This is a genomic window from Thalassolituus sp. UBA3500 (assembly GCF_002377545.1).
Lineage (GTDB): Bacteria > Pseudomonadota > Gammaproteobacteria > Pseudomonadales > Oceanobacteraceae > Thalassolituus.
In genome coordinates, this window is the sequence record NZ_DFQB01000042.1 from 62,828 (window position 1) to 76,220 (window position 13,393).

Here is a 13,393-nt window from a genome sequence, read left to right on the forward strand (position 1 = left end):
CTTTTGGGATAATGCGCGCCCGAATTCTCCAGACCCCGCATAAACACACAGTTTTTGCAGGGTTATAACGATAGCAGAGGAAAGATGACAGAGTACCTCCTGATACTGGTCAGTACTATCCTGGTGAACAACTTCGTGCTTGTTCAGTTCCTGGGGTTGTGCCCCTTTATGGGGGTTTCCAATAAGCTGGAAACCGCCATCGGCATGGGTGCAGCCACCACCTTCGTACTGACCCTCGCCTCCGTCTGCAGCTATCTGGTATACAACTACCTACTGGTGCCCCTCGAGCTGACGTACCTGAAGACCATCAGCTTTATTATGGTCATCGCCGTGGTGGTTGGCTTTACAGAGCTCGCCATCCGCAAAACCAGCCCGCTGCTCTATCGTGTTCTGGGTATTTTTCTACCGCTTATTACCACCAACTGTGCAGTACTTGGTGTTGCGCTGCTCAACATCAAACGCGACAACACTTTTGTTGAGTCAATCCTTTATGGCTTCGGTGCCGCCGTTGGTTTTTCACTGGTCATGGTCCTGTTCGCTGCGATGCGAGAGCGTATCGCCGTTGCTGATGTGCCGGTCGCCTTTCAGGGCTCAGCCATCGCCATGATCACCGCGGGCCTTATGTCTCTTGCGTTCCTGGGCTTCACCGGCCTGGTCAGCATCTGAGGTAATGCCATGAGTACTATTATTATCGCTATTCTGGTTCTGGCCGGCCTGGCCGCCATCTTCGGCGCTCTGCTCGGCTTTGCTTCCGTCCGTTTTAAGGTCGAAGGTAACCCAGTGGTTGACCAGGTGAATGATCTCCTTCCACAAACCCAGTGCGGACAATGCGGTTTCCCGGGCTGCAAGCCTTACGCCGAAGCCATTGCAGATGGCGAGAAAATCAATAAATGTCCGCCGGGTGGTGAAAGCACAATTCAGGCGTTGGCTGATTTACTCGGGGTCGAACCTGAGCCACTGGATGCAGAACACGGTGCAGAAAAAGATGTACCCATGGTCGCCTATATCCGTGAAGACGAGTGCATTGGCTGTACTAAGTGCATTCAGGCGTGCCCTGTCGACGCGATTCTCGGCGCTGCAAAACAAATGCATACAGTCATTGTGGACGAGTGTACCGGCTGTGATCTTTGCGTAGAGCCCTGCCCAGTCGATTGTATCGATATGGTTCCACAGTCGACCGACACCAGCAGTTGGTACTGGCAGGCGCCCACCACCGGAGTTGAACTGATTGCAACGGACCGCCGCTCTATCACGACGGAGGCGCACGCATGACTCACCTGATTCAACTGCACGAGTTTGATGGTGGTATCCATCCACCAGAAAATAAACGCCAATCAAATAGCCGCCCCATCCGCAAAGCCTCCCTGCCTGCTGAGCTGGTTTTACCACTGCATCAGCACATTGGTGCGCCTGCAAATCCTGTCGTTGCCGTCGGTGATAGCGTTTTGAAGGGCCAGGTCATTGCGGAGCCAGAGGGCTTTGTATCGGCACCTCTTCATGCACCGACATCAGGAAAGATCAGCGCCATCGAAGCACGTCAGGTACCTCACGCATCCGGTCTCAGTGAAACCTGCATCGTCATCGAGCCAGATGGCGAAGAGACCTGGGCCGAGCATCAGGGCCTATGCGACGCACTCGGGCTGGAACATTGCGATGATATTCCGAAAGAAAAGCTGATTGAGCGTATCCGTGACTGTGGTATCGCTGGCATGGGCGGAGCAGGCTTTCCTACCGCTGTTAAGTTACATACTGGCCAGCACAACATCGACACTCTGATTCTTAATGGTGCCGAATGCGAGCCCTATATCACGGCTGACGATATGTTGATGCGCGAACACGCCAGCGAAGTGATTCGTGGTGCTCAGATTCTGCTACAGATACTCGGGGCTGAACGCTGCCTTATCGGCGTAGAAGACAATAAGCCGGAAGCGATAGCAGCCTTAGAAGACGCGCTCGTTCAGCACAATGAAGAACACCACATTGACGTTGTCACCATTCCGACAAAGTACCCATCAGGTGGTGAAAAGCAGCTGATCCAGATTCTGACAGGTAAAGAAGTTCCGTCCGGTGGCATTCCTGCCAGCCTGGGTATCGTCTGCCAGAATGTAGGCACAGCCGCCGCCATTGCCGATGCCGTCGACCTGGGTCGCCCACTGATTAGCCGGATTACGACAGTGACCGGCGATGCAGTCAGAGATAAAGGCAACTGGGAAGTGCTTTTAGGTACGCCAGTCAGCCATCTCCTGTCTCTCAGTGGTTACCGTCCGGCGAAGCGTGAGCGCGTCGTAATGGGTGGCCCTATGATGGGCTTTGCACTGCCGACCACTGGGTTGCCGGTCGTAAAGACAACCAACTGCCTGCTGGCCCCGACCGACAAGGAATTACCGACAAATAACCCAGCCATGGCGTGTATTCGTTGTGGCTTGTGTGCTGATGCATGTCCAGCTGACCTGCTTCCTCAGCAGCTTTACTGGTTCAGTAAAGCGCAGGAGTTTGATAAAGCAGAGCAACACAACCTGTTCGACTGCATTGAGTGTGGCGCCTGTTCGTACGTGTGCCCGAGTGAAATCCCTCTGGTTCAATACTATCGGTTCTCGAAGGGCGCCATCCGCGAAGAACGCGCAGCTGCGGAAAAAGCAGAACAGGCGCGAATTCGTTACGAAGCCCGAATTGAGCGTCAGGAACGCGAGAAAGCAGAAAAAGAAGCGAAGCGTAAAGCGCGCGCGGAAGCAGCAGCCAAAGCACAATCGGCTAAGAAAGAAGCGCCTATAGCAAAAGCGGCTCCTGCAACTGAGTCCACTGCAACTGAGCCCACTACAGATGCCGACCTGGAAAAGCTGCAGAAACAGTTATCAGCCGCTCAGGCAGCCGTTGCTAAAACGAAAGAAAAGCTGGAGGCTGCCCGTGAAAACCCGGAGATGGCCGATAAAATACCAGCATTCGAGTCTGCGTTGACTAAGACTCAGGACAAGATCAAAACGTTGGCAAAAGAGATTGCTGCAGCAAAGAAAGCCGCTAAAGCCGCCCCCGCTGCAACGGGCCCTGACAAAGGCGATCCAAACAGCCCTGAGCGCCTGCAAAAAAAGTGGGAAACGGCAGCCGCTCGATTGGACACAGCCCGAAAGCGCTTAGAAGATGCTGAAGCGGAAGGCGCAGACACGGTGGATGCACTACGCACTGGTGTAGAGAAACAAGAGTCCCGGGTCGCCGAAGCCAAAGCAGCCTACGAGGCCGCCCTGAAATCTGGCACAGATAATAAACCGACAGAAGCGACAGCAACGAAGCCCGACGCAGAACAGCTTCAAAAGAAACTGCTCGCACAGAAAGATCGTGTAGAAAAGGCCAGAGAGCGCCTGGAAATGGCACGTGCAGAGAAACTTGACTCTGTCGATGCACTCGAGAAGGCGCTGAACAAACAGCTTGAAAAACTGGCAGCCTTCGAAGCTCAGACCAGTACCACAGGAGAAGTATAACCATGGCACTGCTGACGCTGTCTTCACCCCATACTCACGGGCCCAACCGTACCAGTCGGATCATGCTGACGGTGGCACTGGCTACTCTGCCAGGCCTTGCAGTGATGACCTGGTTTTTCGGCTTTGGCACCTTGATAAATACGGTGCTCGCTGTAGTTACAGCGTTATTTTCAGAAGCGCTTGTTCTGAAACTACGCAAATATCCTGTGAGCTTTTTCCTCAAGGACAACACCGCATTGGTCACGGGTCTGCTATTAGGCCTTGCGCTACCTCCTCTCGCGCCCTGGTGGATCACCGTACTAGCCACCTCATTCGCCATCATTTTTGCCAAGCAGATATACGGAGGCATGGGCAATAACCCGTTTAACCCCGCGATGGTCGGTTACGCGCTTGTACTGATTTCATTTCCGGTACAGATGACCACAAACTGGGTCACCTCTTTTCAGGTCACTGGATCTGAGATCGCCGGGTTCAGCGAAGCATTGAGCATCATATTTACGGGATCGTCGTCAGCAGCTGACGCATTCACAGGCGCCACTCCGCTTGACCAATATAAACACCTCATCAGCAAGGAGACCTCTGATGAGCTTCTCCAGCGAAATACATTTAACGGCTGGCTGAACGGTGGCTGGGAGTGGGTCAATCTGGCGTTCCTTGCAGGCGGTCTTTTCCTGATGGCCCGACGCATCATTACCTGGCATATTCCCGTATCCATGCTCGTAGCGCTCAGTATCTGCTCACTGATTCTGGGGTGGGACGAAGACCTGTATACGCCGCTGTCACTGCATTTGCTCAGTGGTGCAACTATGCTAGGAGCATTCTTCATTGCCACAGACCCGGTTTCAGCATCGACAACCCCCACGGGAAAACTGATCTACGGTGCGGGTATCGGAGTTCTTCTCTACGTGATCCGAACATGGGGAGCCTACCCAGATGCCGTCGCCTTCGCTGTGCTTCTGATGAATTTTGCTGCCCCCTTCATTGATGCCTACACCCAGCCACGAAGCTATGGCCACAGCAAGCCTAAGCGCGGTCTGAAACCGGGGGATAAATAATGTTCGAGTTACTCTCAGCCATCCGCAAGAATGCTGTGGGGCTGGCGATTTTTGCCGTCGTTACAGCGGGCGCAATTGCTGTTGCTCAAACACTGACTGCTGATCGGATTGCGTACAATATTAAGGCTGCGGAAGCACGTGCACTGAATGAAATTCTTCCGGCCAGCAGTTACGACAATGACTTGCTTAACGACACAATGAATGTTGATGCGCGATTCAATCAACAGCTGCTCGGTCCATTGCCCGATAGCGCCCTGATCTACCGCGCCCGAAATAACGGTGAAGTCAGCGCCGTCATTCTGCCCGCGGTGGCACCCGATGGGTATACAGCTGAAGTAGATCTGATTGTCGGTGTGAAGGCCGACGGAACGCTTGCTGGCGTTCGGGTCGTCGCTCACCGCGAAACACCCGGATTAGGCGATAAGGTTGAAGTCCGGAAGTCTGACTGGATCACCGGTTTCGAGGGGAAATCTCTCGCTAGCCCAGCACCAGAGCAATGGGCAGTGAAAAAAGACGGCGGTACCTTTGACCAATTCACTGGCGCAACCATCACGCCACGTGCCGTTGTCAGAGCCGTGAAACGCGCATTGAAATTCTTTGATATGCACCGCGATGAACTGCTCTACGGCAACGCACTTTCGGGAGAAAACAGCGATGGCAACTAAGTCACTCAGAGATATATCCCTCGATGGACTGTGGAAAAATAACCCGGCACTTGTTCAGTTATTGGGGCTATGCCCTCTTCTGGCCGTGACGGGCTCTGTCGTCAACGCTCTTGGCCTGGGTCTGGCGACCATGATGGTATTAGTCGGTTCGAACCTCTCAGTATCTCTTATCCGCAACCATGTGTCTGACGCGGTTAGACTGCCAGCGTTCGTCATGATCATTGCTTCTTTCGTAACCGTCGCCGAACTGACCATGCAGGCGTTTACTTACGAGCTGTATGAGGTACTCGGTATTTTTATTCCCCTGATCGTGACTAACTGCGCAATCCTTGGCCGGGCCGATGCGTTCGCTTCCAAGAACCCCATCCTGCCGTCAGTGGTAGATGGTGTAATGATGGCCATTGGTTTTACCGTTGTTCTCGTACTACTTGGCGCACTGCGCGAAGTTCTGGGGCAGGGTCAGCTTTTCGGAAGTATGGAACTCTTGTTCGGCCCTTCCGCCGCTGACTGGAAGATTGTTCTGGTCGATGGTTACCCTGATTTTCTTTTTGCCATTCTTCCGCCGGGGGCATTTGTGGGCATGGGCTTGCTGATCGCCCTCAAGAATTTGATTGATGACCGGATAGATAAGGCCGCCGCCGCGAAGGCAGCACCGGTTGAAGCGGGTTCGAAACGGGTACGGGTGACAGGAAAAATCAGCTGAGCCAATCACTCAGCTGCGCGCTTTTCCTTGTTGCGATTCCACGAGTTCCACTGAGTTGAGTTGAACAAAACCGGCATTGGCTCTGTTCTCTATTGCCTTTTCTGCGTACAGTGTCGCTGACGCTCCAAGCATGCCAATGAAGAACAACTCGGCAAACACCTTGTGGTTACCAAAGTTGTAGTGCATCAATCGAATGGTGATAACACCAAGAGCCAGAGCGACCAGGCCACCAAACATAAGCGATTGCAGCATCAGGTTGGTATCTGGCAATTGTGCGCCAGTTTCAATCCATACCAGTGCACCTTTCGTCAGAAACCCAGTCGCTAACAGAAGAAAAGCCACGGCTGGAACCGCATAACGATCAGGCCGCTGCTCGCGCTCAGGCCCTTCGAGTCGCTGAAGTATTTCAGCAAACTCAGCCATTGCAGGCAGAGCCACATCGGCGAAGGCGCTCATTTGTTCTCTGTCCTGCGAGTTGTCATCGACCAAAGCCCATAACCGCCCACGACGACAAACCAATTTATTAATCTGAACTGTATCTGCAGATCCAAGATTGAACATTCTCAAGAGCTTATCACTCAAGCCTGGCGCCGCAGCGAGAGCCTGTGAGGCCGTGAAATCATCTGAAAGGATAAGAAGAGAGTCATCAAACGCGGGGTTACAGATTCGCTTATCGCTGTCGACACCGACGCGGGACAACAGGCGATCAAACGCACCATGTCGGCGCATTACGAAATCGTACCTGAGGGATACTTCCATGCCGACCTTAATCTGCCGACCCGATCTGCCTTCATGAGTCCGATACTCATAGTTGATTCCTGCATACTCACCCGGCACTCCCTTCCACTCTGCCGTAAAACGGTGCATTAACATCGCTACTGCAAAAAGTACAAGGCAAGCAAAGCCTATGGTTAGCCACATAATCAGCATCCTTCCGCTCAGTTTTTGTGAACTGCTCACATTTAACTCTAGTCCATCGCAGCAGACTGTGAGTAGATTCACACAGACCCGGCATGAAAAGCTACAGAGCATGCCGTAAAAACTACTTTAAGGTATACTCCGCCGCGTTTAGCCTCTCAGGCCCGTATTTTCCAGTTTCAGGCGTCCGCTACAGCGGTTTTGCCGACTTCTCAGATCCAGTAGGTTTCTTTATGAGTCAGCCCAATTCTTTCGTCATCTGTGCAATGTACAAGTTTGTGACACTTGATGATTACGAAGCAAAACGTGAGCCACTTCACGATGCTATGGTCGCTTTCGGCATCAAAGGAACCTTACTCCTCGCTAAAGAGGGTATTAACGGTACGGTTGCCGGTTCGCGTGAAGGTATCGATCAACTGCTTCAATGGCTGGCTCAAGACAACCGCCTCGCTGACATCAGTTACAAAGAGTCCTATGAAAACGAAATGCCCTTCTATAGGACCAAAGTCAAACTAAAGAAAGAAATCGTGACCATGGGCGTAGAAGGCATCGACCCTCGCCACACGGTAGGTACGTATGTGAAACCTGCCGACTGGAATGATTTGATTTCAGATCCTGACGTTACTCTGATCGACACGCGAAATGACTACGAAATTGGTATTGGTACCTTCAAAGGTGCCGTCAATCCAGAGACAGACACCTTCCGCGAGTTTCCTCAATACGTAAAAGAACAACTCGATCCAGGGCAGCACAAGAAGGTTGCCATGTTCTGTACCGGGGGTATTCGTTGTGAAAAATCTACTGCCTACCTTAAAGAACAGGGATTCGAAGAGGTCTACCACCTTGAGGGTGGTATTCTTAAGTACCTGGAAGAAGTCCCTGCAGATCAGAGCATGTGGGAAGGCGAATGTTATGTGTTCGATAACCGGGTAAGTGTCGACCATCAGCTGAACAAGGGTCACTACGACCTATGTCACGCGTGTCGCCGTCCGATCACTGATGAAGACAAACAACACGCCGATTACGAAGCAGGCGTCAGTTGTCATCATTGCATAGATGAATACACCGCAGAGCAGCAGGAACGCTTCCGCCAGCGTGAACAACAGATGCAACTTGCGCGCGAACGCGGCCTCGATCATCTTGGCGCTGATCTGAATGACATCCGTGATCAGCGACGAAAAGAAAAGCTTGCCTACAAAGAAGCGCAACGCCAGCGATCAGAAAGAAAAAGCTAATCTGCGACGGCCTCACAGTCGCTTGCTCAGGCACTTAGCACTTACTATAGACGCTCACTTTGTCACTCATACTGTCGCTCAAAGACAGTACAAAGAAGCTGCTTCTCTGGCATAATGTCCCAATCGTCGCACCTTGCGGCGACTACAGCAGGTGAAGGATCACCGAGTACTTCAGGATACCCTTCACCCTGAAATCATTTACACACGGAGTGTTTCTCAATGTCCCGAATAACCGGACTACTTGCTACGCTACTTATGACGCTGGTGTTGGCAGGCTGTAATACCCTAACCGTCGATATCATCGCACCTGATTCTGTTAACCAGAACCAGCCTTTCACCTATGAGGCGGAAGCTGATCCTGAGGCCGTCGGCCAGATTGCTTATGAGTGGTACCTTGATGGCACTATCATCAGCAGCCTACCTATCGATAACGCCCTGATTTCCTCAGCCGGCGAGCATGTTCTGAGCGTAAAAATCACCGATGAAGAAGGTGAAACAGGCGAAGCAGAAGTTACTCTGGAGGTCATCCCCGCTGAAGTACTCAATGCTGACTTCGCCGTGAATGTCGAACTTCTGGACATGGAAGAAGCTCCGTTAGAAAACGTCACTGTGACCATTGACGGTGTCACTGTCGAAAGCGATGCATTGGGTATTGCTGCTTTTACTGGCCTCACTCAGACTTCTGTTCTGACCGTCGCGGCCAGTAAAGAGGGCTACATTCCACAAAGCTATCGATTTGACCTGCCAGCATCACAGGAACGCGCCGATGTGCAATTAACCCTGATGGAGCGCGCTACCCCAGTTGCATTCAACAACGACGCTGAAGTGACTGTCGAAAATAGTGAGCTGAACACCAGCGTCACCCTGCCAGCAGGTGCCTTCGTTGACGCCAACGGCGACCCTGTCACTGGCGAAATCACAGCCACAGTTACGCCGGTTGATACCCGTGAAATGGGTGCGTCCTACCTGGGTGGCGGCGTTGCTCTGACCGAAGAAAGTGAAGTTGTTCAGCTTCTTTCACTGGGTATGATCGATTTTGAATTCACCCAAAACGGTGAGCCAGTGCAACTGGCAGCAGAAGCCAGCGCACAGATTGAAATGGATCTGGTGACCGAAACCGGACCGGACGGACGTATTTACGCCATTGGCGAAGAAATCGAAATGTGGTGGTTTGATGAAGCCACCGGCCTTTGGGTAGAAGAAGGCGTTGGTGAAATCGTAGCGTCTGCAACATCACCAACAGGCATGCGCCTGATCGCCACCGTTGAGCACTTCACAACGTGGAACTGGGATTATTATAAGCAAGGAGACAGGGCGTCTTTTGAGTTGACCTGTACCATCGAAGGTCGACAGTTAACCACTGACCAGAACTGCTTTGTTCGGATATACACCAATGGGCTATCCCGCTCAGTAAATGTAGGCCCTGAAGGTGTAACTGCAATAAACCTCGCCCCATCGATGAATCTAACGGCAGCAGCATCCTACACGACTGATGACGATATTTATTACTATGGTGAGACCACTTTTACTACAGTACTGGGGGCAACCAGCGTCGTCGTAGATATGCGAGAATCAAATACGAATGAGCAGGAAGACCACACCGTTACATGCTATCTGAATGATGGCACTAAAACCTGGAACACCGAATGTCGTGGTCAAATCACCACAGACACCTACTATGCACGCCAGTTCTCTACGAGTACTGACTTAGAATACAGTACCTTCCGCCTTTACCCTGGTGAACAATATCCAATTCTTGTATCCATTCAGGGCCAATTCATTGAAGATACGGTTACTCACCCGACTGACGGCAGTAAACTAGCTCTGGAGTACACTCTCCAGTCAAATGCCATGGAATTCGCGTGCTATGGGACACTTGATGGAGAGCTGGGTGAATTCTTCCCTTGTCAGGCAATTGTCACCGATAATAGCGGTAACAGAACCTCTATTCGTCTCGGCGACTTTTCCGGATCACCTCTTTCAGCCCCAATGAGCTATATCGACGGAGCCACGAGCCTCGACCTGGAAGTAGTCAGTGCATTTACAGCAAGCTACATCCGAGACTATGTATCCCGTGGAAGTCAAATACTTGACATCATTTCTTTGGACTCAGGCGAGAACACCCTTCGTTTGAATACTATCGTCGACAACCAACAGAAAATCGTCGCAAGTTTCGATATCACTCCAGATCGACTTTATACCTACTCTTGCACATACGAAGGACAATCCGTTCCGTGCTATGCAAGTGGAACGTTCCAATCCCCGGTCAAGAATGCTGGCGAATATGCCCCGAGCTGGATGCGCGGTCAGCTGGTCGTTAAATCGCCCTCTGATCTCACTTCCGAGAGTGTATCCGCAAATGGAAGTGCCGAGGGGATTCCCGGAGCTGGCCCTGGCTACTATTTACGTTCAGATAGCGTCACAGTAGACCACGTAAACCGTAATGTGTCCTTCACAATGAGGTTGGCACAACCCGAGGTTTGACTAGTGAGTGCAAGTGACTCTCCCCGAGGTGCTTGCATCACTTAATTATCGATACTTCTCCGTGATCCATCACGGAGAAGTTACCCGCCTCAATCCCCTTTTCTTTCAGCGCTTCAGCCAACCTCACCGGCGGCTCATCCATTTCTTCATCCGTCAGAATAAAAGTCCCCCAGTGCATTCCGATGGCCTTCCCGGCCTTGAGATCAATAAATGTCTGAACGGCCTCTTTGGGACTCATGTGTGCATCTTTCATGAACCAGCGCGGATCGTAGGCTCCAATAGGAATGGTCGCCAGGTCAATACCGGGATAGTCCTCACCAATTTTTCTAAAGTCGTCGGAGTAACCGCTGTCACCGGTATGAAAAAATCGAAAGTCCTCAATATCGACTAACCATCCCGCCCAAAGGCTTTTGTTTCTGTCAAAAAATGTTCGTTGAGACCAATGCTTAACAGGAAGAGCCGTTAGCGTCATACCCTCATATTCGTGAGACTCCCACCAATCCATTTCAACGACATTGGTAATGTCGTAGCTCAGTAACTCTTCCTTTAAGCCCAGCGGTACGAGAAATAATGGAGGCGCATCTTTCTGTCTCTCGTATAGCTCTGTCAGTGACTCTTCATCCAGATGGTCGTAATGATTATGAGAAATCACAACGGCATGAATATGTGGCAGTTCGTCGATGTTCAGGGGTGGTGCGACAATTCGCTTGGGCCCGGCAAAACTTAGCGGTGAAGCGCGCTTTGAAAAATGTGGGTCAGTAAGAATATTCTTACCCTTTACTTGTAAAAGAAAAGCACTGTGTCCCAGCCAGGTAATCTGAGTCGTCGCTGGGTTTGCAATGACATCAGGGTCTGGGTGAATAACATCGAAGTGTTGCGGAGACGGCTCAGTTCTGTTCCAGCGCCAACGCAAGAGGTCAGTAAAGGATTTACTGATCGCCTGGCCATCAGTATTTACAAAGGTGCCATCCGGCATATGATGCGCCGGACGGCTTTCAACATCATCCGCCGGTTCGTTATGCAAAATGGCTGCACAACCAACAGCGGCCGCGAGGCTACCTACCAGTACCAGAGCTGACTTCAACGTAATTACTCAGTTAGAAAGTGGGAGTTCAGATTCTCTGAGTTTACGAATAAATTCAATACGTCTGGTAGAAATATGTGTTCAGGTGACCTGTCTTATCTGGGGTTTGTAGTCACCAAAGAGGATTTTCAGCATCCGCTGCTGTGCCCGCCTTCCCCGCCGGGTTAAAAAGGCACGTCCACCTGGCAGAAGCCGCAAGGTAAGATGGGTCAAGGCGTTGACCGGAGCAAAAATAAAGGGATACCAGGGCCAGCGGCACGGCGGCAGTCCAAGCCTGCGCATCCCTTGTGAGCCAACAAACAGCCTCAGGATACTCAGGTGGACTTCTTTATCCCAATGACTTCTCAACCACTGAGCGTTAGGATAATGGCGCTCTAACGGTTCATCCATCAGAGCCTGCGCAAGCTGCTTCGAGCCCTCATCTGCCTGAGCCTGACTTAACAGGTTACGATACAACGCGATACGTCCCGCCTGCTCACTATCTACCAACAACGACTCATCCAGCCCCATCAACCAGCCAATATACCGCCAGAGGTGCATGACATCCGCGCCCTCTTGCTTTGACACAGGCACTCCGAGTACGCGCTGGCCAAGAAGAAACATGACTGAAAACGCAAGGTAAGTGACCTGCATATCCAACTGATTCACGGGCAAGCCCAGATACTCATGGTCCCAGTCTTCACGAGCCGCCAGTTGTCTGCGAACCATGGCGTGAATCAGCCTGACCCGAAGCGTGGTAACGAAGCCCGTTCCTCCAGGTAGAATCGCTCCGGGCTCGGTAGCGTCCATCCACCATTTGGTGGTTTCAGCCACTCGGCGCTGTGCACCCTTTTCGAGAGCCCCCGTTTTCAACAATGTCTGATTAATCGCGCTCGCCTGATAGCCAGCCATAAGGCCAAAATCGCGCAGGATACGCATGCCTGTTTTACCTGACCTGGCGACGACGTCACAACCTCTGATCAGTGAATGCTCATCAAGCCAAGCGGGGCGCTGACGAACATGCTGCATAAAAGCTTGAATGGGTGCAGCCAGTGAAGTTACACCGTCAGCGTCGCTGTGCAAGGCACGCTCGATATCAGACCACTGTCCTTCTCCGCGAGCCAACCAGGCTGCTACGTCATCTGCTAGCGGATCACCACAAAGAAGCTGCTGCCCCATTGCCTGCCATTCGATGGAACTGGGCTCAGCAGCTGCCTTGTCTTTAATCGTCAGCAACATGGGAGAAGCTATTGTTCTGGCGGTATGAATATGGATACCGTGACGCTCTGGAGTATTCATAGAAGGATTCCCTGATGTTTCACCAGATCTGCCTTAAATCAGACCGGTACTCTTGCGTACCAACCTAACCACCCACACTGGTACTGTCAAGTACCAGACGCTATACTGGATTGAAAATACGATAAACGGTATGAAGTAAGCGCATGACTGCACCGGCGAAGGATCACAAAGACAGACTACTTTCTGCACTGGAAGCTGCGATGGCAACCAAGAGCTATCGTGATGTCACGCTGGCCGATATCACCTGCGGTGCCAAGGTATCCCGCAGAACGTTTTACGAGCATTTCAAAAATAAAGACGAATGCTTACTGGCTCTCGCCCGGACAACGAGCCAAAGAATCATGAAGAGCATCATCAGCTCTTACAATCCCGCTGATGACTGGCCACAAACCGTCACAAAAGTGACTTCCGGGTATCTTCAGTTCATCGCCGAACACCCAACGCTGATGTATGCCTTGTATGTTGAGGTAGCAGCACTCGGCCAGAGTGGCTTGGAAA

At 51.8% G+C, this 13,393-nt stretch carries 12 protein-coding genes; 9 read left to right on the forward strand and 3 right to left on the reverse strand.

Translation table 11 applies throughout. The features are described 5' to 3' along the window. The first annotated feature begins 84 nt into the window (after positions 1–84). From rsxA to B2R29_RS10535, 6 genes are read left to right on the forward strand one after another with little or no spacing between them, the layout of a single operon-like run. On the forward strand, positions 85–666 hold the full coding sequence (gene rsxA / locus B2R29_RS10510; protein WP_301181026.1) for an electron transport complex subunit RsxA: 582 nt from the start codon (positions 85–87) through the stop codon (positions 664–666). Between the two features lie 9 nt (positions 667–675). Next, positions 676–1,272 carry an electron transport complex subunit RsxB gene (rsxB, locus tag B2R29_RS10515; RefSeq protein ID WP_301181027.1) on the forward strand — a complete coding sequence of 199 codons (597 nt, stop codon included), beginning with the start codon at positions 676–678 and terminating at the stop codon, positions 1,270–1,272. Beyond that, positions 1,269–3,473, forward strand: coding sequence for an electron transport complex subunit RsxC (rsxC, locus tag B2R29_RS10520; protein ID WP_301181028.1), 2,205 nt, complete (start codon positions 1,269–1,271; stop codon positions 3,471–3,473). Before rsxB ends, rsxC begins: the two co-directional genes overlap by 4 nt. Before the next feature lie 2 nt (positions 3,474–3,475). Then, on the forward strand, positions 3,476–4,528 hold the full coding sequence (rsxD, locus tag B2R29_RS10525; RefSeq protein ID WP_301181029.1) for an electron transport complex subunit RsxD: 1,053 nt from the start codon (positions 3,476–3,478) through the stop codon (positions 4,526–4,528). Next, positions 4,528–5,193, forward strand: coding sequence for an electron transport complex subunit RsxG (rsxG, locus tag B2R29_RS10530; RefSeq protein ID WP_301181030.1), 666 nt, complete (start codon positions 4,528–4,530; stop codon positions 5,191–5,193). The genes rsxD and rsxG overlap by 1 nt, the downstream gene beginning before the upstream one ends. Beyond that, entirely contained in the window at positions 5,183–5,896 is a 714-nt protein-coding gene (locus B2R29_RS10535; protein WP_301181031.1) for an electron transport complex subunit E, read from the forward strand. The genes rsxG and B2R29_RS10535 overlap by 11 nt, the downstream gene beginning before the upstream one ends. Positions 5,897–5,905: 9 nt before the next feature. Here B2R29_RS10535 and B2R29_RS10540 read toward each other — a convergent pair whose 3' ends face one another. Next, entirely contained in the window at positions 5,906–6,817 is a 912-nt protein-coding gene (locus tag B2R29_RS10540) for a hypothetical protein (protein ID WP_301181032.1), read from the reverse strand. Positions 6,818–7,047: 230 nt separating this feature from the next. Between B2R29_RS10540 and B2R29_RS10545 the strand changes: the two genes are divergently transcribed. After that, entirely contained in the window at positions 7,048–8,049 is a 1,002-nt protein-coding gene (locus B2R29_RS10545; protein ID WP_301181033.1) for a rhodanese-related sulfurtransferase, read from the forward strand. 219 nt (positions 8,050–8,268) lie between these two features. Next, positions 8,269–10,533, forward strand: a complete 2,265-nt coding sequence (locus B2R29_RS10550) for a hypothetical protein (protein ID WP_301181034.1) — start codon at positions 8,269–8,271, stop codon at positions 10,531–10,533. Positions 10,534–10,570: 37 nt separating this feature from the next. On the opposite strand, the gene B2R29_RS10555 is transcribed toward B2R29_RS10550, so the two are convergent. Both B2R29_RS10555 and B2R29_RS10560 read right to left on the reverse strand, forming a co-directional pair. After that, positions 10,571–11,617 (reverse strand): MBL fold metallo-hydrolase, encoded by a 1,047-nt coding sequence (locus B2R29_RS10555; RefSeq protein WP_301181035.1) that lies wholly within the window; start codon positions 11,615–11,617, stop codon positions 10,571–10,573. Between the two features lie 81 nt (positions 11,618–11,698). Continuing rightward, entirely contained in the window at positions 11,699–12,895 is a 1,197-nt protein-coding gene (locus B2R29_RS10560; protein ID WP_301181036.1) for an oxygenase MpaB family protein, read from the reverse strand. A 143-nt stretch (positions 12,896–13,038) separates the two neighbouring features. On the opposite strand from B2R29_RS10560, the gene B2R29_RS10565 reads away from it, so the two are divergent. Next, the coding region (locus B2R29_RS10565) for a TetR/AcrR family transcriptional regulator (protein WP_301181037.1) at positions 13,039–13,393 on the forward strand (355 nt) is incomplete at its 3' end.